Source organism: Streptococcus mitis (assembly GCF_047460035.1).
Classification (GTDB): domain Bacteria; phylum Bacillota; class Bacilli; order Lactobacillales; family Streptococcaceae; genus Streptococcus; species Streptococcus mitis_DW.
Genome location: NZ_JASHHB010000014.1, coordinates 17,349 through 36,703, shown reverse-complemented (window position 1 = coordinate 36,703; position 19,355 = coordinate 17,349). Strand labels below are relative to the sequence as shown.

At 41.2% G+C, this 19,355-nt stretch carries 22 protein-coding genes; 21 read left to right on the top strand and 1 reads right to left on the bottom strand.

The window, feature by feature from the left end; translation table 11 throughout:
* From QM956_RS10265 to whiA, 16 genes are all read left to right on the top strand, one after another.
* A partial coding sequence (locus tag QM956_RS10265; protein WP_414302503.1) for a MucBP domain-containing protein occupies positions 1 to 920 on the top strand: 920 nt, incomplete at its 5' end.
* Positions 921 to 1,312: 392 nt separating this feature from the next.
* Positions 1,313 to 2,071 (top strand): class I SAM-dependent methyltransferase, encoded by a 759-nt coding sequence (locus QM956_RS10260; RefSeq protein ID WP_001287220.1) that lies wholly within the window; start codon positions 1,313 to 1,315, stop codon positions 2,069 to 2,071.
* 85 nt (positions 2,072 to 2,156) lie between these two features.
* Positions 2,157 to 2,669, top strand: coding sequence for an adenine phosphoribosyltransferase (locus QM956_RS10255; RefSeq protein WP_001049318.1), 513 nt, complete (start codon positions 2,157 to 2,159; stop codon positions 2,667 to 2,669).
* Between the two features lie 380 nt (positions 2,670 to 3,049).
* Positions 3,050 to 3,994 (top strand): homoserine O-acetyltransferase MetA, encoded by a 945-nt coding sequence (metA, locus tag QM956_RS10250; RefSeq protein WP_054367748.1) that lies wholly within the window; start codon positions 3,050 to 3,052, stop codon positions 3,992 to 3,994.
* A gap of 8 nt (positions 3,995 to 4,002) precedes the next feature.
* Complete coding sequence (locus QM956_RS10245) at positions 4,003 to 4,680, top strand: DnaD domain-containing protein (protein ID WP_084886660.1); 678 nt, start codon at positions 4,003 to 4,005, stop codon at positions 4,678 to 4,680.
* A 97-nt stretch (positions 4,681 to 4,777) separates the two neighbouring features.
* Positions 4,778 to 5,536, top strand: a complete 759-nt coding sequence (tpiA, locus tag QM956_RS10240) for a triose-phosphate isomerase (RefSeq protein ID WP_000087893.1) — start codon at positions 4,778 to 4,780, stop codon at positions 5,534 to 5,536.
* A 33-nt stretch (positions 5,537 to 5,569) separates the two neighbouring features.
* The gene (gene lytC / locus QM956_RS10235; protein ID WP_223330381.1) at positions 5,570 to 7,084 is read left to right on the top strand and encodes a GH25 family lysozyme; all 1,515 of its coding nucleotides are present in this window, start codon (positions 5,570 to 5,572) and stop codon (positions 7,082 to 7,084) included.
* 231 nt (positions 7,085 to 7,315) lie between these two features.
* Positions 7,316 to 7,834 carry a Dps family protein gene (locus tag QM956_RS10230; RefSeq protein ID WP_000229886.1) on the top strand — a complete coding sequence of 173 codons (519 nt, stop codon included), beginning with the start codon at positions 7,316 to 7,318 and terminating at the stop codon, positions 7,832 to 7,834.
* A gap of 131 nt (positions 7,835 to 7,965) precedes the next feature.
* On the top strand, positions 7,966 to 8,472 hold the full coding sequence (locus tag QM956_RS10225; protein WP_000162457.1) for a dihydrofolate reductase: 507 nt from the start codon (positions 7,966 to 7,968) through the stop codon (positions 8,470 to 8,472).
* Complete coding sequence (locus QM956_RS10220) at positions 8,472 to 8,642, top strand: hypothetical protein (RefSeq protein ID WP_223330380.1); 171 nt, start codon at positions 8,472 to 8,474, stop codon at positions 8,640 to 8,642. The genes QM956_RS10225 and QM956_RS10220 overlap by 1 nt, the downstream gene beginning before the upstream one ends.
* Before the next feature lie 36 nt (positions 8,643 to 8,678).
* Positions 8,679 to 9,911: an ATP-dependent Clp protease ATP-binding subunit ClpX gene (clpX, locus tag QM956_RS10215; protein ID WP_223330379.1), complete on the top strand. Its 1,233-nt coding sequence runs from the start codon at positions 8,679 to 8,681 to the stop codon at positions 9,909 to 9,911.
* An 8-nt stretch (positions 9,912 to 9,919) separates the two neighbouring features.
* The gene (yihA, locus tag QM956_RS10210) at positions 9,920 to 10,507 is read left to right on the top strand and encodes a ribosome biogenesis GTP-binding protein YihA/YsxC (protein WP_024057221.1); all 588 of its coding nucleotides are present in this window, start codon (positions 9,920 to 9,922) and stop codon (positions 10,505 to 10,507) included.
* A gap of 10 nt (positions 10,508 to 10,517) precedes the next feature.
* Positions 10,518 to 10,898 (top strand): RidA family protein, encoded by a 381-nt coding sequence (locus QM956_RS10205; RefSeq protein WP_001140420.1) that lies wholly within the window; start codon positions 10,518 to 10,520, stop codon positions 10,896 to 10,898.
* A gap of 51 nt (positions 10,899 to 10,949) precedes the next feature.
* On the top strand, positions 10,950 to 11,840 hold the full coding sequence (gene rapZ, locus QM956_RS10200) for an RNase adapter RapZ (RefSeq protein WP_033677894.1): 891 nt from the start codon (positions 10,950 to 10,952) through the stop codon (positions 11,838 to 11,840).
* Positions 11,837 to 12,814, top strand: a complete 978-nt coding sequence (locus QM956_RS10195; protein WP_001231075.1) for a YvcK family protein — start codon at positions 11,837 to 11,839, stop codon at positions 12,812 to 12,814. The genes rapZ and QM956_RS10195 overlap by 4 nt, the downstream gene beginning before the upstream one ends.
* Positions 12,811 to 13,722 (top strand): DNA-binding protein WhiA, encoded by a 912-nt coding sequence (gene whiA / locus QM956_RS10190; RefSeq protein ID WP_004257845.1) that lies wholly within the window; start codon positions 12,811 to 12,813, stop codon positions 13,720 to 13,722. Before QM956_RS10195 ends, whiA begins: the two co-directional genes overlap by 4 nt.
* A 33-nt stretch (positions 13,723 to 13,755) precedes the next feature.
* On the opposite strand, the gene QM956_RS10185 is transcribed toward whiA, so the two are convergent.
* Positions 13,756 to 14,724, bottom strand: a complete 969-nt coding sequence (locus QM956_RS10185) for an NAD(P)/FAD-dependent oxidoreductase (RefSeq protein ID WP_414302502.1) — start codon at positions 14,722 to 14,724, stop codon at positions 13,756 to 13,758.
* A 137-nt stretch (positions 14,725 to 14,861) separates the two neighbouring features.
* Between QM956_RS10185 and cdaA the strand changes: the two genes are divergently transcribed.
* The 5 genes from cdaA (at position 14,862) to QM956_RS10160 (ending at position 19,160) form a co-directional block, all read left to right on the top strand.
* Positions 14,862 to 15,719: a diadenylate cyclase CdaA gene (gene cdaA, locus QM956_RS10180; RefSeq protein ID WP_125448153.1), complete on the top strand. Its 858-nt coding sequence runs from the start codon at positions 14,862 to 14,864 to the stop codon at positions 15,717 to 15,719.
* A complete protein-coding gene (locus tag QM956_RS10175; RefSeq protein WP_414302501.1) occupies positions 15,706 to 16,485 on the top strand; it encodes a CdaR family protein in 780 nt (259 codons plus the stop codon). The genes cdaA and QM956_RS10175 overlap by 14 nt, the downstream gene beginning before the upstream one ends.
* A 24-nt stretch (positions 16,486 to 16,509) precedes the next feature.
* Positions 16,510 to 17,862 carry a phosphoglucosamine mutase gene (gene glmM / locus QM956_RS10170; protein WP_268707483.1) on the top strand — a complete coding sequence of 451 codons (1,353 nt, stop codon included), beginning with the start codon at positions 16,510 to 16,512 and terminating at the stop codon, positions 17,860 to 17,862.
* Positions 17,863 to 17,935: 73 nt separating this feature from the next.
* Positions 17,936 to 18,310 carry a DUF1149 family protein gene (locus QM956_RS10165; protein WP_001050081.1) on the top strand — a complete coding sequence of 125 codons (375 nt, stop codon included), beginning with the start codon at positions 17,936 to 17,938 and terminating at the stop codon, positions 18,308 to 18,310.
* Between the two features lies 1 nt (position 18,311).
* A complete protein-coding gene (locus QM956_RS10160; RefSeq protein ID WP_414302500.1) occupies positions 18,312 to 19,160 on the top strand; it encodes a DegV family protein in 849 nt (282 codons plus the stop codon).
* Positions 19,161 to 19,355 lie beyond the last annotated feature (195 nt).

Genomic DNA, 19,355 nt, shown 5'->3' with positions numbered 1-19,355 from the left:
AGAAAGTTAAGACAAGTCACAAGGATAAAGACGGAAATGAAATTCCAAACTATCCAACAGAAGATGGTGAAAATCCTAAGAAAGATATCCCAGGTTACCGCTTCGTAGAGACTAAGAAACTTCCAAATGGCGATGTAGAACACGTTTATGAGAAAGTTAAGACAAGTCATAAGGATAAAGACGGAAATGAAATTCCAAACTATCCAACAGAAGATGGTGAAAAACCTAAGAAAGATATCCCAGGTTACCGCTTCGTAGAGACTAAGAAACTTCCAAATGGCGATACAGAGCACGTTTATGAGAAAGTTAAGACAAGTCACAAGGATAAAGACGGAAATGAAATTCCAAACTATCCAACAGAAGATGGCGAACAACCTAAGAAAGATATCCCAGGTTACCGCTTCGTAGAGACTAAGAAACTTCCAAATGGTGACATCGAACATGTCTACGAAAAAGTAACACCACCAGCTCCAACACCTTCACCAGTTCCTCAACCAAATCCAGGTAAGCAAAACACAACTACTTGGACTGATGAGAATGGAAATCCATTGAAACCAACTGAGCCAGGTTCTAAAGAACCAGGAACAATTCCAGGTTACGAATATGTGAAGACAGTGACAGATCCAAATGGAAATATCAGACATATCTTCAGAAAAGTTCAAACACCAACTCCAGTTGATCCAACTCAACCAGTACAACCAGTTGAGCCAGCAACTCCAGCAATGCCTGAACAGCCAGCTAAACCTCAAGTACCGGTTACTCCAGCACAACCAGTACAACCAACAGCAGTGAAAGAAGCTGAAGCTAAGCGTGAATTGCCAAATACTGGTACAGAAGACAATGCTCGTCTTGCAGCACTTGGACTTCTCGGAGTATTGAGTGGATTTGGTCTTGTATCTCGCAAGAAGAAAGAAGACTAAGCTTTCTAATTGATATGATTTGTTTACAATGAATATATCTGTTTAAACCTGATGAATCATTCGATTCATCAGGTTTTTTCGGATCTTTGTCAACTGTAGTGGGTTGAAGTCAGCTAAGCTCGAGAAAGGACAAAATTCGTCCTTTCTTTTTTTTGAGTATGACAGCCATGTCGTTCATCTGAGATGTAAGTACTCCGTGGTTACCATCTACTAGTGAACCTATATGCGTAAACTACGTGAGCAATTGAATTCGAACTAGAGAGGTGATTAATAGATTTATGCTATAGTCATGGTAGCTTGTATGCTTTTGATTCTAGTTTATCAAATAATAGATTAGAATTGTCAGATAATATCATTTTATGTTATAATGAAGAAAAAACAGAGGTGTTCAAATGTCAGAAGCAGGTCATAAGTTTTTAGCAAAATTGGGGAAAAAACGCTTACGTCCAGGTGGAAAACGTGCCACAGATTGGTTAATTGCAGAAGGAGAATTTTCAAAAGAAAAGAGAATACTAGAGGTTGCGTGTAATAGGGGAACTACAGCAATTGAGTTGGCACAGCGTTTTGGTTGTAAGATAACTGCTGTTGATATGGATGCTCAAGCTTTAGAAGTGGCTAAAAAATCTGCTGAAACGGCAGGTGTTGGTCATTTAATCAGTTTTGAAAGAGCTAATGCAATGAAACTTCCTTATCAAGATGCTAGTTTTGATATTGTTATAAATGAAGCTATGCTGACTATGCAAGCCGATCAAGCTAAGAAAAAATGTGTAATAGAATATCTAAGGGTATTAAAACCTGGAGGTCTTCTCTTGACACATGATGTGCTTCTTAAGGAAGCTAAAGAGTCTGTCAGACAGGAATTGTCACAAGCAATTCATGTAAATGTAGGTCCTTTAACTCAAGATGGTTGGGAACAGGTAATGATAGAATCAGGTTATCGTGATGTGAAAGTATTGACTGGTGAAATGACATTAATGAAATTATCAGGTATGATTTATGACGAAGGTTGGCTAGGAACTTTGAAAATTTGCGTAAATGCTTGTAAAAAGGAGAATAGAAAGCAGTTTTTAACTATGTATAAAATGTTTGCTAAGAATAAACAGAAATTGGGATTTATTGCTATGGCTAGTTATAAATCGTCAAATCGTTAGATAATCATTGAAGTTAACTTTTCCTTTTTTCTTTCTTAAAAAATATGCTATAATAGAGAGTAAAAACTTTGAAAGAAAGAAAAAGATGAATTTAAAAGATTACATTGCAACAATTGAAAATTATCCAAAGGAAGGGATTACCTTCCGTGATATCAGTCCTTTGATGGCTGATGGGAATGCTTATAGCTACGCTGTTCGTGAAATTGTTCAGTATGCTACTGACAAGAAAATCGACATGATCGTAGGGCCTGAAGCTCGTGGTTTTATCGTGGGCTGTCCAGTTGCCTTTGAGTTAGGAATTGGTTTTGCACCTGTTCGTAAACCAGGTAAATTACCACGCGAAGTCATTTCTGCTGACTACGAAAAAGAATACGGGGTTGATACCTTGACTATGCATGCGGATGCCATTAAGCCAGGTCAACGTGTTCTTATTGTAGATGATCTCTTGGCAACAGGTGGAACTGTTAAGGCAACTATCGAAATGATTGAAAAACTTGGTGGTGTTGTAGCAGGCTGTGCCTTTCTTGTTGAATTGGATGAATTGAACGGTCGTGAAAAAATCGGTGACTACGATTACAAAGTTCTTATGCATTATTAATCAAAAACAGTCCCTAGGGCTGTTTTCTCTACATTAGGATATAAAAATAGACTATAGCTAGTTAGAGAAAAAGTATAATTGAAAACTATATCTTCTTGCAGTATAATAAAAGGACTAGATGTTTGAGATTTAGTTTCATACTCAATGAAAATCAAAGAGCAAACTAGGAAACTAGCCGCAGGCTGCTCAAAGTACAGCTTTGAGGTTGCAGATAAAACTGACGAAGTCAGCTCAAAACACTGTTTTGAGGTTGCAGATAGAACTGACGAAGTCAGTAACATATATCTACGGAAAGGCAACGTTGACGAGGTTTGAAGAGATTTTCGAAGAGTTTCAAACATATGCAATGATTCCTGAAAGAGTACAGTTAGGAGAGGGTTATGCCGATTCGAATTGATAAAAAATTGCCAGCTGTTGAGATTTTACGGACAGAGAATATCTTTGTCATGGATGATCAACGTGCGGCCCACCAAGATATCCGTCCTTTGAAGATTTTAATCTTAAATCTTATGCCACAAAAAATGGTCACAGAGACTCAGTTGTTACGCCATTTGGCTAATACACCCCTGCAACTGGATATTGATTTTCTCTATATGGAGAGCCACCGTTCTAAAACAACTCGTTCAGAGCACATGGAGACTTTTTATAAAACCTTTCCTGAAGTCAAGGATGAGTATTTTGATGGGATGATTATCACAGGAGCCCCAGTTGAGCATTTACCATTTGAGGAAGTGGACTATTGGGAGGAATTCAGTCAGGTAATCGAGTGGTCCAAGACCCATGTCTATTCGACCCTTCATATCTGTTGGGGTGCTCAGGCGGGACTTTATCTGCGTTATGGGGTTGAAAAATACCAGATGGACAGTAAGTTATCAGGTATCTATCCTCAGGATACTTTAAAAGAAGGACACCTTCTCTTTAGAGGCTTTGACGATAGCTACGTTTCCCCTCATTCTCGGCACACGGAGATTTCTAAGGAAGAGGTCTTAAACAAAACCAATCTCGAGATTTTATCAGAAGGGCCACAGGTTGGGGTTTCAATTTTGGCTAGTCGTGATTTACGAGAAATTTATAGTTTTGGGCATTTGGAATATGACCGTGATACCTTGGCAAAAGAGTATTTTAGAGATCGTGACGCAGGTTTAGATCCACATATTCCAGAAAATTACTTTAAGGATGATGATGTCAACCAGACACCTTGTCTTTGTTGGTCTTCATCAGCAGCCCTCTTTTTCAGTAACTGGGTGAATTATGCGGTGTATCAGGAGACGCCTTTTGACTGGAGAAAAATAGAAGATGATGCATCTGCATTTGGGTATTTATAAGAGGAATTATGACATATTTAGACGCTTTTAAATCAGGGAACTTGGTTTTACCGAGTGCCCTGCTCTTGCATTTTAAGGAACTCTTTCCTTCCAGTGATGATTTTCTAGTCTGGCAATTTTTCTATTTGCAAAATACGACAGGTTTGGATGAAATGTCGCCAAGCCAGATTGCTGAAAGGATTGGCAAGGAAATTTCGGATGTCAATCAGGCCATTTCCAATCTTACGGAGAGGGGACTGCTTCAGTATCGTACTATCGAATTAAATGGCGAAATCGAATTGCTTTTTGATGCTAGTTTGGCATTGGAACGTTTGGATAATTTGCTTGGAGCTGCTCATTCAAGTTCAGACCAGTTGACACCTCAAAATCAGCTTAAGAATTTGGTGGAAACTTTCCAGCAGGAGTTGGGACGCTTGTTGACTCCTTTTGAGATTGAGGATTTGACCAAGACACTAAAGGAAGATGGGACCAGTGCTGACTTGATTAAGGAGGCTCTTCGTGAAGCTGTTTTGAATGGGAAACCAAACTGGAAGTACATTCAGGCGATTTTGAGAAACTGGCGTCATGAAGGTATCAAGAGTGTGGCTCAAATTGAGGCCAAGCGGGCAGAGAGAGAAGCAAGCAATCCTCAGTTGACACAGGTATCTGCAGATTTCAGAAATGCCATGGATCTTTGGAAGGATTAATCGTTACAAGCAGGATTGAAATCCGAGTAAGATTTGCAAGCTGTGTATAATTGTGATAAAATAAATAGAAAATAAATTGAAAAAAGAGGTATGTGAAATGTCACGTAAACCATTTATCGCTGGTAACTGGAAAATGAACAAAAATCCAGAAGAAGCTAAAGCATTCGTTGAAGCAGTTGCATCAAAACTTCCTTCATCAGATCTTGTTGAAGCAGGTATCGCAGCTCCAGCTCTTGATTTGACAACGGTTCTTGCAGCTGCAAAAGGTTCAAACCTTAAAGTTGCTGCTCAAAACTGCTACTTTGAAAATGCAGGTGCTTTCACTGGTGAAACAAGCCCACAAGTTTTGAAAGAAATCGGTACTGACTACGTTGTTATCGGTCACTCAGAACGCCGTGACTACTTCCATGAAACTGACGAAGATATCAACAAAAAAGCAAAAGCAATCTTTGCAAACGGTATGCTTCCAATCATCTGTTGTGGTGAGTCACTTGAAACTTACGAAGCTGGTAAAGCTGCTGAATTCGTAGGTGCTCAAGTATCTGCTGCATTGGCTGGATTGACTGCTGAACAAGTTGCTGCATCAGTTATCGCTTATGAGCCAATCTGGGCTATCGGTACTGGTAAATCAGCTTCACAAGACGATGCACAAAAAATGTGTAAAGTTGTTCGTGACGTTGTAGCTGCTGACTTCGGTCAAGAAGTTGCAGACAAAGTTCGTGTTCAATACGGTGGTTCTGTTAAACCTGAAAACGTTGCTTCATACATGGCTTGCCCAGACGTTGACGGTGCCCTTGTAGGTGGTGCGTCACTTGAAGCAGAAAGCTTCTTGGCTTTGCTTGACTTTGTAAAATAATCAGTAGCAAAAGCTAGGTGGAACAGCATTCGAATGCTTGTTCCATTTTTTATAGGAGAGGAAAGATTGAAAACAAAGATTGGAAAAATTGGATTAGCAAGTATCTGTTTACTCGGCTTGGCAATTAATCATGTCGCTGCAAATGAAACCGAAGCTTCAAAAACTTCGCAGGATACAACGACAGTTTCAAGTAGTTCAGAGCAAAATCAGTCTTCTAATAAAACTCAAACGAGCACAGGTGTAAAGACCAATGCTTCTGCCCACTGGGAGGGGGATTATTATGTAAAGGCTGATGGTTCCAAAGCCAAGAGTGAGTGGATTTTTGATAACTACTATAAGGCTTGGTTTTATATTAAGTCAGACGGTCGTTATGCTCAAAATGAGTGGCAGGGCAATTACTACCTAAAATCAGGTGGTTATATGGCTAAGAATGAATGGGTTTATGATAATGCCTATAAGAATTGGTTTTACCTGAAATCCGATGGTTCTTATGCTAACCAGGAATGGCACGCTGTTGGAGGTAAATGGTACTATTTTAAGAAGTGGGGCTATATGGCTAAAAGTCAATGGCAGGGAAATTATTTCTTGAATGGTCAAGGTGCTATGATGCAAAATGAATGGCTTTATGATCCAGCCTATTCGTCTTACTTCTATCTAAAATCTGATGGCTCTTATGCTAATCAAGAGTGGCAAAAGGTAGACGGAAAGTGGTATTATTTCAAGAAGTGGGGTTACATGGCTCAAGATGAGTGGCAGGGTAACTACTACTTGACAGAAAGTGGTGCTATGGCGACTGGTGAATTAGTCATGGATGATGCTCGCTATATTTTTTCTGACTCAGGTGAGTTAAAAGAAAAGAAAGACTTGAATGTTGGCTGGGTTCACCGAAATGGCAGACGTTATTTCTTTAACCATCGTGAAGAACAAGTTGGGACTGATCAAGTTAAAAAGGTCATCGATGTCAGTGAACACAATGGTCGTATCAGTGACTGGAAAAAAGTCATCGATGATAATGGAGTAGATGGAGTCATTGTTCGTTTGGGCTATAGTGGAACTGAGGACAAGGAATTGGCTCATAATATCAAGGAGTTAAACCGTCTTGGAATTCCTTACGGTGTTTACCTCTATACTTATGCTGAAAATGAGACCGATGCTGAGAATGATGCTAAGCAGACTATTGAACTCTTGAAGAAATACAAGATGAACTTGTCTTACCCTATCTATTATGATGTTGAGAACTGGGAATATGGAAATAAGACTAAGAGAGCTCCAAGTGATACTGGAACCTGGGTCAAGATTATCAACAAGTATATGGCAACAATGAAGCAGGCTGGTTATCAAAATGTGAATGTTTATAGCTATCGTCAACTCTTGCAAACACGCTTAAATCATCCAGATATTTTACAGCATGTCAACTGGGTTGCAGCTTATACGGATGCGCTTGATTGGAATAATCCTCATTATTCAGGAGAAAAAGGATGGCAATATACTTCATCTGACTCTCTTAAAGGGATTCGAGGACGTGTGGATGTTAGCGTCTGGTATTAAGATGTAAAACTGAGAAAAGAGTGTACATTTGTATGCTCTTTTCTTTATTTTATCTCTGTTAAGAGAGATTGAAAGTGACTGGGTTTCATTCTAAAAAATTCTTAAATTATCAGTCTATTGCAACTTTTCTCATGTGAGTCATTTGGCTTGCTATTGGTTTTACTTAGTAGTATACTAAGGTAGTAATCATTAAGAAGTGGTTACAAAAAATAATAAACGAGGTAAAATAAAATGGTAGAATTGAAAAAAGAAGCAGTAAAAGACGTAACATCATTGACAAAAGTAGCGCCAGTAGCATTGGCAAAAACAAAGGAAGTATTGAACCAAGCTGTTGCTGATTTGTACGTAGCTCACGTTGCTTTGCACCAAGTACACTGGTATATGCGCGGTCGTGGTTTTCTTGTGTGGCATCCAAAAATGGATGAATACATGGACAGCCTTGATGGCTATCTTGACGAAATCAGCGAACGTTTGATTACACTTGGTGGCAGCCCATTCTCTACTTTGACAGAATTCCTTCAACATAGTGAAATCGAAGAAGAAGCTGGTGAATACCGTAATGTTGAAGAAAGCTTGGAACGTGTCCTAGATGTTTATCGTTATCTCATCACTCTGTTCCAAAAAGCTTTGGATGTTACTGATGAAGAAGGTGATGATGTGACAAACGATATCTTTGTTGGTGCTAAAGCTGAACTTGAGAAAACGGTTTGGATGCTTGCGGCAGAACTTGGACAAGCACCTGGTTTGTAAGAAATAGAATAATCATATAAAAATCTGTAGGATGCCTCTTACGGATTTTTTTCTATTCTGTAAGCTATTCCAAACCAGTCTTTTTTTGAGTTTTTTGATAAAATAGTACTATCAGTGAAAAGGATGGAAGCATGACTAAGAAAATTGTAGCTATTTGGGCCCAGGATGAAGAGGGTGTGATTGGTAAGGACAATCGTCTGCCTTGGCATTTGCCAGCAGAACTGCAACACTTCAAAGAAACAACTCTGAATCATGCTATCTTGATGGGACGTGTGACCTTTGATGGAATGGGGCGTCGTCTGCTTCCAAAACGGGAGACCTTGATTTTGACTCGTAACCCAGAAGAAAAGATAGATGGGGTTACCACTTTTTATGATGTCCAGTCTGTCTTGGACTGGTATCAGGCTCAAGAAAAGAATCTCTATATTATTGGTGGAAAGCAGATTTTTCAGGCTTTTGAACCCTATTTGGATGAAGTAATTGTCACTCAAATCCATGCTCGGGTGGAGGGAGATACCTATTTCCCTGAAGAGTTTGACTTGTCTATTTTTGAGACAGTTTCAAGCAAATCCTATACCAAAGATGAGAAAAATCCTTATGATTTTACCATCCAATACCGCAAGAGAAAGGAAGTCTAATGGAACGTAGTTTATTTGGTTTTTTCACAGCCATGCTGTGTTTGGTCTGCTTGCTTGCAGGAGTACAGGCTTTTCGTAAAAAGCGCTATGGACTTTCTGTCCTGCTCTGGTTAAATGCCTTTACCAATTTGGTCAATAGTATCCATGCTTTTTACATGACCTTATTTTAGATAGAATGACAGTATAGAATAGAACGGAAGGAAATCATGCCTACAAATAGGAATAATGATATGATGGTTTATTGCTCATTTTGTGGTAAAAGCCAAGAAGAAGTACAAAAAATAATCGCTGGGAACAATGCCTTTATCTGTAATGAATGTGTGGAGTTAGCCCAGGAGATCATTCGTGAGGAGTTGGCTGAGGAAGTCTTGGCAGACTTGTCTGAGGTACCAAAACCAATCGAACTCCTCCACATCTTGAATCACTACGTAATCGGTCAAGATCGTGCCAAACGTGCCTTGGCAGTAGCTGTATACAACCACTACAAACGCATCAATTTCCACGATACGCGTGAAGAGTCAGAAGATGTGGATTTGCAGAAATCAAATATCTTGATGATTGGCCCAACTGGTTCAGGGAAAACTTTCCTTGCTCAGACCTTGGCTAAGAGCTTGAATGTACCTTTTGCGATCGCAGATGCGACAGCTCTTACTGAGGCTGGTTATGTGGGTGAGGACGTGGAAAATATCCTCCTCAAACTCCTACAGGCTGCTGACTTTAACATCGAGCGTGCAGAGCGTGGGATTATCTATGTGGATGAAATTGACAAGATTGCTAAGAAAAGCGAGAACGTGTCTATCACACGTGATGTTTCTGGTGAAGGTGTGCAACAAGCCCTTCTCAAGATTATCGAGGGAACTGTTGCTAGCGTGCCCCCTCAAGGTGGACGTAAGCATCCACAACAAGAGATGATTCAAGTGGATACTAAAAACATCCTCTTCATCGTGGGTGGTGCCTTTGATGGTATTGAAGAAATCGTCAAACAACGTCTGGGTGAAAAAGTCATCGGATTTGGTCAAAACAATAAAGCGATTGATGAAAACAGCTCTTACATGCAAGAAATCATCGCAGAAGATATTCAAAAATTTGGTATTATCCCTGAGTTGATTGGACGCTTGCCTGTTTTTGCAGCTCTTGAACAGTTGACAGTAGATGATTTGGTGCGTATTTTGAAAGAACCAAGAAATGCTTTGGTGAAACAGTACCAAACCTTGCTTTCTTATGATGATGTCGAGTTGGAATTTGACGACGAAGCCCTTCAAGAGATTGCCAACAAGGCCATCGAACGGAATACAGGGGCGCGAGGACTTCGCTCGATTATCGAAGAAACCATGCTAGATGTCATGTTTGAAGTACCGAGTCAGGAAAATGTGAAATTGGTTCGCATTACTAAAGAAGCTGTTGATGGAACGGATAAACCAATCCTAGAAACAGCCTAGAGGTGACTATGGAACTTAATACACATAATGCTGAAATCTTGCTCAGTGCGGCTAATAAATCCCACTATCCGCAGGATGAACTGCCAGAGATTGCTCTAGCAGGACGTTCAAATGTTGGTAAATCTAGCTTTATCAATACCATGCTGAACCGTAAGAATCTGGCTCGTACATCGGGGAAACCTGGTAAAACCCAGCTTCTCAACTTCTTTAACATCGATGATAAGATGCGCTTTGTGGATGTGCCTGGTTATGGCTATGCCCGCGTTTCCAAGAAGGAACGTGAAAAGTGGGGGAGCATGATTGAAGAGTATCTAACGACTCGGGAAAATCTCCGTGCGGTAGTCAGTTTAGTTGACCTTCGTCATGACCCGTCAGCAGATGATGTACAGATGTACGAATTTCTCAAGTATTATGAGATTCCGGTTATTATCGTTGCGACCAAGGCGGACAAGATTCCTCGTGGTAAATGGAACAAGCACGAATCAGCAATCAAAAAGAAATTAAACTTTGATCCAAGTGACGATTTCATCCTCTTTTCATCTGTCAGCAAGGCAGGGATGGATGAGGCTTGGGATGCAATCTTAGAAAAATTGTGAGGAAAAGAAATTGGCAAAAACAATTCATACAGACAAAGCTCCAAAGGCTATCGGACCATATGTTCAAGGAAAAATCGTTGGCAACCTTTTGTTTGCTAGTGGTCAAGTTCCTCTCTCTCCTGAAACTGGGGAAATCGTTGGAGAAACGATCCAAGAACAGACAGAGCAAGTCTTGAAAAACATCGGTGCTATTTTGGCAGAGGCAGGAACTGACTTTGACCATGTTGTCAAAACAACTTGTTTTTTGAGTGATATGAACGACTTTGTTCCTTTTAACGAGGTTTACCAAACGGCCTTTAAAGAGGAATTTCCAGCTCGTTCAGCTGTGGAGGTAGCTCGTCTTCCTCGTGATGTAAAAGTCGAAATCGAAGTCATCGCAGAGATTGGATAAGCTAGTTGAAGTTTGGTTCTGCCAAACTTCTTTTGATATAAGGAGAAAAAGATGACAAAGAAACAACTTCACTTGGTGATTGTGACAGGAATGAGTGGTGCAGGGAAAACAGTTGCCATTCAGTCCTTCGAAGATTTGGGTTATTTTACTATTGATAATATGCCTCCAGCTCTCTTGCCTAAGTTTTTGCAGTTGGTGGAAACAAAGGAAGACGACCATAAGTTGGCCTTGGTAGTAGATATGCGTAGCCGTTCTTTCTTCTCAGAGATTCAAGATGTTTTGGATGAGTTGGAAAACAAGGAAGAACTGGACTTTAAAATTCTCTTTTTGGATGCAGCTGATAAAGAATTGGTCGCGCGTTACAAGGAAACCAGACGGAGTCACCCACTAGCTGCAGATGGTCGGATTTTGGATGGAATCAAGCTGGAACGTGAGCTCTTGGCGCCTTTGAAAAATATGAGCCAAAATGTGGTGGATACGACTGAACTCACTCCACGTGAGCTGCGCAAAACCCTTGCAGAGCAGTTTTCAGATCAAGAGCAAGCCCAGTCTTTCCGTATCGAAGTCATGTCTTTCGGCTTTAAATATGGAATCCCGATTGATGCAGATTTAGTCTTTGATGTTCGATTCTTGCCAAATCCCTACTATCTACCAGAACTGCGTAATCAAACGGGAGTGGATGAGCCAGTGTACGACTATGTCATGAACCATCCTGAGTCCGAAGACTTTTATCAACATTTATTGGCCTTGATTGAGCCGATTTTGCCAAGTTACCAAAAGGAAGGTAAGTCCGTTTTGACCATTGCCATGGGTTGTACGGGTGGTCAACACCGTAGTGTGGCCTTTGCTAAACGCTTGGCGCAGGACTTATCCAAGAATTGGCCTGTCAATGAAGGGCATCGCGACAAGGACCGAAGAAAGGAAACGGTAAACCGTTCATGAGAAAACCAAAGATAACGGTGATTGGTGGAGGGACTGGGATCCCCGTCATTCTTAAAAGTCTACGTGAAAAAGATGTGGAAATCGCTGCTATCGTAACGGTGGCGGATGATGGCGGTTCATCAGGTGAACTCCGAAAAAATATGCAGCAATTGACACCGCCAGGGGATCTTCGCAATGTCCTTGTGGCCATGTCGGATATGCCAAAATTTTATGAAAAGGTCTTTCAGTATCGCTTTTCTGAGGATGCCGGAGCCTTTGCTGGCCATCCATTGGGCAATCTCATTATTGCAGGTCTGTCAGAAATGCAGGGGTCGACCTATAATGCCATGCAGTTGCTAAGCAAATTTTTCCACACAACTGGGAAGATTTATCCTTCCAGTGACCATCCCTTGACCCTTCATGCAGTCTTCCAGGACGGGACAGAGGTGGCTGGAGAGAGTCATATTGCAGACCATCCAGGCATGATTGATCATGTTTATGTGACCAATACCCTCAACGATGATACGCCTCTGGCTAGCCGTCGAGTAGTGCAGACCATTCTTGAAAGTGACATGATTGTCCTAGGTCCTGGTTCTCTCTTTACCTCTATTTTGCCCAATATCGTGATTAAGGAAATCGGGCAGGCGCTTTTGGAAACCAAGGCAGAAATCGCCTATGTCTGCAATATCATGACTCAACGTGGGGAGACGGAACACTTTACAGATAGCGACCATGTGGAAGTCTTGCATCGTCATCTTGGCAGACCTTTTATCGACACTGTCTTGGTGAATATCGAAAAAGTGCCTCAGGAATACATGAATTCCAACCGTTTTGATGAATATTTGGTCCAGGTGGAACATGATTTTGCAGGTCTTTGTAAGCAAGTTCCGCGCGTGATTTCATCCAACTTCCTCCGTCTGGAAAATGGTGGTGCCTTCCACGATGGGGATTTGATTGTGGACGAATTGATGCGCATTATACAGGTGAGAAAATGAGTTTCACAGTAGCAGTAAAAGAAGAAATCCTAGGTCAGCACCATCTAAGCCGGCATGAATTATCTGCCATTATCAAGATGTCTGGTAGTATCGGTCTCTCGACTTCGGGTTTGACCTTGTCAGTTGTGACAGAAAATGCCAAACTGGCTCGTCACCTCTATGAGTCCTTTCTCCATTTTTACGAAATCAAATCGGAAATTCGCCACCACCAACGGAGTAATCTCCGCAAGAATCGGGTCTATACTGTTTTTACAGATGAAAAGGTGCAGGACTTGCTGAGTGATTTGCACTTGGCAGACTCCTTCTTTGGTCTGGAAACAGGTATTGACGAGGAGATTTTATCAGACGAGGAAGCAGGCCGTGCTTATCTCTGTGGTGCTTTCTTGGCAAATGGAAGCATTCGTGACCCTGAGTCAGGTAAGTACCAGTTGGAAATCAGTTCTGTTTATCTGGACCACGCGCAAGGGATTGCCTCTCTTCTCCAGCAGTTTTTACTGGATGCTAAGGTTCTTGAGCGTAAGAAGGGAGCTGTGACCTATCTCCAGCGAGCCGAAGATATTATGGACTTCTTGATTGTCATCGGAGCCATGAAGGCGCGTGATGATTTTGAGCGAGTTAAGATTTTACGAGAAACCCGTAACGACCTTAATCGTGCTAATAATGCTGAAACGGCGAATATTGCTCGGACAGTTTCTGCCAGCATGAAGACCATCAACAATATCAGTAAAATCAAAGATATCATGGGCCTAGAAAATCTACCAGTAGATTTGCAGGAGGTAGCGCAGTTGCGAATTCAGCACCCAGATTACTCTATCCAGCAGTTAGCAGATAGTCTCAGCACTCCTCTGACCAAAAGTGGTGTTAACCACAGACTCAGAAAAATCAATAAGATAGCCGATGAACTATAAAACCACGAATCCTATGCGACTCGTGGTTCTTTTTTATAAACTGGTTGAGTGTTTTGGTTGCACTTTTTGCTCAGGGTCAATGTAGTTGATAGCATTATTGACAGCGGTTGGTGCTTCCCCTAGACCTGTCGCAATCAGATCAATTTTTCCGTCATAGTAGCAGCAGTCACCGATAGCATAGATACCTGCTAGGCTAGATTCCTGTTTACTGTTGACTATAATCTTGTGACGGTTGAGGTCCAGACCCCAGTTTTTAAGGTTACCAACAGAAGATTTGAAACCATAGTTGACAAAGAGGTGGTCTATGTCAATAGTTTCTGTTTCATCAGATTTAACTTTTGTGATTTCCAATTTGTCAAGCGTTTTTCCATCTCCAAGGAGTTGGCTAGGAACGAATGGTGTCTTGATGGATACAGATGATTCTTGTAAGGCTTGAACACTGTGCTCCAAGGCGCGGAAATTATCTCTGCGGTGAACAAGGGTAGTTGGTGCAATTTTTTCAAAAGCCAAAGCCCAATCCACAGCCGAGTCTCCTCCACCAAGAATCGTCACTTTCTTACCAGCGTATTGCTGGATGTTGGAAACGTGGTAGTGGATATTTTCATAGCCTTCAACGCCTTCTAGTTCTAGAGGACGTGGTTTAAAGGCACCGCCACCCATAGCGATGATAACTGTTTTAGTCAGGTGACTTCCTTTAGAAGTTGTGATGACAAATCCTTCTTCTTGTTTTTCAATCTCAAGAACCGTTTCATTGAGATGAATAGGGGTATCAAATTCATTTAATTGCTCGATTAGACGGTTAGTCAACTCTTCTCCAGTCAGATTTGGGAAACCTGGGACGTCGAGTATTTCCTTTTCAGGATAGAGAATAGCAGGTTGGCCACCTAGTTGGGGAAGGGAGTCGATGATTTGGACCTTGGCTTGGCGTAGGTGGGCATAGAAGGCTGCAAAAAGCCCGACAGGACCACCACCTACAATGGTAATATCATAGAGTTGAGACATGGTTTCTCCTTTGTTTTTTCTAGTCAGTTTATTTTATCATATTTTTCCTTAATTTAAAATGAAGTAGGATAGGGAAAAAAATGCCAGAAAAATGGTATAATAGAAAGGAACGTGTTTGGACAGAGAGGAGACAGCAGATGAACTTTCAACAATTATCCAACCTGCAATATTGGACTAGCTTGTTTTCTAGTCCTTGGAGTATTGCCATCAATGTGTTTGATATTTTGATTGTGGCCTATATTTTATATCGTTTTACAAAAGCGATAGCTGGCACCAAGATTATGATTTTGGTGCGTGGGGTCGTGATCTTTGTATTAGCCCAGGTTGTGGCCAATATCCTTGATTTAACAACGATTTCTTGGTTGATTAATCAGATTATCACCTATGGGGTTATTGCTGCGGTTGTTATCTTCTCTCCAGAGATTCGGACTGGTTTGGAACGCTTGGGAAGGGCGACAGATTTCTTTTCTACTGCTCAAATTAGTGCAGAGGAGCAAATGATTCGTGCCTTTGTCAAGTCGGTTGAATATATGAGTCCTCGTAAGATTGGTGCTCTGGTTGCCATCCAACGAGTTCGGACCTTACAAGAATACATTGCGACAGGGATTCCTTTGGATGCCAATATTTCAGCTGAACTCCTTATTAATATCTTTATCCCCAACACTCCCCTACACGATGGTGCTGTGATTATCAGAGAAAATCGAATTGCGGTAACTTCTGCCTATCTGCCCTTGACAGAAAGCACAGGGATTTCCAAGGAATTTGGGACCAGACACCGGGCGGCTATCGGTTTGTCAGAAGTATCCGATGCCTTGACCTTCATCGTCTCAGAGGAAACAGGAGGCATTTCTATTACCTATAACGGTGTTTTCAAGCACGACTTGACGATTGAAGAATTTGAAGCAGAGCTACGAGCAATTCTTTTGCCAGCTGTTGAGGAAAAAGTCAGTTTCAAGGACCGTTTGCTAGGAGGTTGGAAATATGAGAAAAAATAGTCTATATATCATTTCATCTCTCTTTTTTGCTTGTGTCTTATTCATTTATGCAACGTCAACCAACTTTCAAAATAGCAATACCGCAAGGCAGGTCAAATCAGAAACCTACACCAATACGATAACGAACGTTCCTATCGTTATTCACTATGATGATGACCAGTATTTCATTAGCGGATTTGCATCAGAAGTTTCAGTGGTATTAACCGGAGCCAATCGTGTGACCTTGGCCAGCGAAATGCAGGAGAGCACTCGTAAGTTTAAGGTAACTGCTGATTTGACGGATGCCAGTGTTGGAACGATTGAAGTTCCCTTGAATATTGAAAATCTTCCAAGTGGATTGACCGCTGTGGCAACGCCTCAAAAGATTACAGTGAAAGTTGGGAAGAAGGTTAAGCGAGATGGGATGATTGTTGTGCCACAAGTTGACCAAAGCCAGATTGATCCCAAGCTACAAATTGATAGTGTAACCGTGTCAAATGAACGGGTCTCTGTCACAACTGACCAAGAAACACTAGCTAAAATTGATCATATTATTGCGCTTTTACCAACCAGCGAACGCATAACAGGTAATTACAGTGGTTCAGTACCTTTGCAGGCAATCGACCGTAATGGTGTTGTCTTACCAGCGGTGATTACTCCATTTGATACGACAATGAAGGTCACTACAAAACCTGTGGGTACAAGTTCAAACACATCAAATTCAACTACAAGCAGTTCGTCGGAGACATCTTCGTCAACGAAAGCAACTAGTTCAAAAACGAATTAAAAATAGGAAAAGGATTTTATAAAAATGGGTAAATATTTTGGGACTGATGGAGTCCGTGGAGAAGCTAACGTAGAATTAACGCCAGAATTGGCCTTTAAACTAGGACGTTTTGGAGGCTATGTTCTTAGCCAACATGAAACGGAAGCACCGAAAGTTTTTGTAGGACGTGATACACGTATTTCTGGGGAAATGTTAGAATCTGCCTTGGTGGCAGGTCTCCTCTCTGTAGGGATTCACGTCTACAAACTTGGTGTCCTTGCAACACCAGCAGTAGCTTACTTGGTAAAAACTGAGGGAGCCAGTGCAGGTGTCATGATTTCTGCTAGCCATAACCCAGCCCTTGATAATGGAATTAAGTTCTTTGGTGGTGATGGTTTCAAACTAGATGACGAAAAAGAAGCAGAAATTGAAGCCTTGCTAGACGCTGCAGAAGACACTCTGCCACGTCCAAGTGCTGAAGGCTTGGGAACCTTGGTAGATTATCCAGAAGGCTTGCGTAAGTATGAAGGCTACCTTGTTTCAACTGGAACTCCTCTTGATGGAATGAAGGTTGCCTTGGATACAGCCAATGGTGCAGCTTCTACAAGTGCCCGTCAAATCTTTGCAGATCTTGGTGCTCAATTAACTGTTATCGGGGAAACACCAGATGGTCTTAACATCAACCTTAATGTTGGTTCAACCCACCCAGAAACCCTTCAAGAAGTGGTCAAAGAAAGTGACTCAGCTATCGGTTTGGCCTTTGACGGAGACAGTGACCGTTTGATTGCTGTTGATGAGAATGGTGATATCGTTGATGGTGACAAAATTATGTACATCATCGGGAAATATCTTTCTGAAAAAGGACAATTGGCTCAAAATACAATTGTGACAACTGTTATGTCCAACCTTGGTTTCCACAAGGCCTTGGACCGTGAAGGCATTAACAAGGCAGTCACTGCAGTTGGCGACCGCTACGTTGTTGAAGAAATGAGAAAATCAGGTTACAACCTCGGTGGTGAACAGTCTGGTCACGTCATCTTGATGGACTACAATACAACAGGTGATGGCCAATTATCTGCTGTTCAATTGACTAGAATCATGAAGGAAACTGGTAAGAGCTTGTCAGAGTTGGCAGCAGAAGTAACCATCTATCCACAAAAATTAGTCAATATCCGAGTGGAAAATGCCATGAAGGAAAAGGCTATGGAAGTGCCAGCTATTAAGGCTATCATCGAGAAGATGGAAGAAGAAATGGCAGGGAATGGCCGTATCCTAGTACGCCCAAGTGGAACAGAGCCCCTTTTGCGTGTTATGGCAGAAGCGCCTACAACAGAAGAAGTAGACTACTATGTTGATACCATCGCAGACGTAGTTCGAGCTGAAATCGGGATTGACTAAATCTTAGAAAACTAGATGAAAATAAAAAATTATGGTACAATAGCTTATAATATTGTAGCCAAGGGAGAAAGACATGAATCTTAAACGTGAACAAGAATTTGTTAGTCAGTATCATTTTGATGCGCGTAATTTTGAATGGGAAAATGAAAATGGAGCTCCTGAAACTAAGGTGGATGTGAATTTCCAATTAATTCAACATGACCAAGAAAATCAAGTGACTTCCTTGATTGTTGTCTTGAGTTTTATGATTGTATTTGATAAATTTGTCATCAGTGGAACTATTTCTCAGGTGAACCATATCGATGGTCGTATTGTTAACGAACCAAGTGAATTGAACCAAGAAGAAGTTGAAACCTTGGCTCGTCCATGTTTGAACATGCTCAACCGTTTGACTTATGAAGTAACTGAAATTGCATTAGACTTACCAGGAATCAATTTGGAGTTCTAATATGAAATTAGCTGTTATCACAGATTCCTCTGCCTATCTCAGTGCAGAGGCCTTGCAAAGAGAAGATTTATATGTCTTGGATATTCCTGTCAATATTGATGGTGAGGAGTATGTCGAAGGTATCAATCTGACTGCTGAGGAATTTTACCAAAAAATGGCTCAGGCTTCTGAATTGCCTAAGACCAGTCAACCAAGTATTGCCAAGTTAGATGAGATTCTAACTTCGCTCAAAGAACAAGGTTATACACATGCTTTGGGGCTTTTCCTATCTTCTGGAATTTCAGGTTTTTACCAAAATATCCAGTATATGATAGAAGAATATGAGGGTTTAACTATTGCTTTCCCAGACACTTTGATTACAAGTGCTCCTCTGGGTATCATGGTTGAAAGTGTCTTTAACTGGCTAGACCAGGGTGATGACTTTGCCATTATTCAGGATAAGCTAGCTATTCAAATTAGTCACACATCTGCTTTTATCATGGTGGATGATTTGGATCATTTGGTAAAAGGGGGGCGCCTTTCAAATGGAGCTGCGATTTTGGGCAATCTGCTAAGCATTAAGCCAATCCTCTATTTCAATGATCAAGGTGTGATTGAAGTTTACGAAAAAGTTCGTACTGAAAAGAAAGCAACTAAGCGCTTAATTGAGATTATCAAGGAAGCAACAGCTTCAGGCCAATACCGTATCATTGTCATTCACGGGAATGCTCCTGAAAAGGCTGAAGAATTGCGTCAGCACTTGCTAGATTCTGAAGTGGGTACGGATATTTCACTTGCTACATTTGGTAGTGTCATTGGAACACACCTAGGAGCAGGAAGTATTGCTCTGGGTTATATTCCAGTGATTTAGTTAGCACTTCTAGACTAGTTAAGAAGGCTTGTATCTTAGAAATTGAACACGGACTACCTGCCTCTTGAAAAAAGATGTCTGTCTTGCCTTTTGTGGAAAGTCAGCGCCATCCCCTATTTTTCACGGGCAGCTAAGGCCCTTTGTATCTTGATAATTGAACACGCCTGGAACCCTCTGTGAAAAAGATAGTTCTTC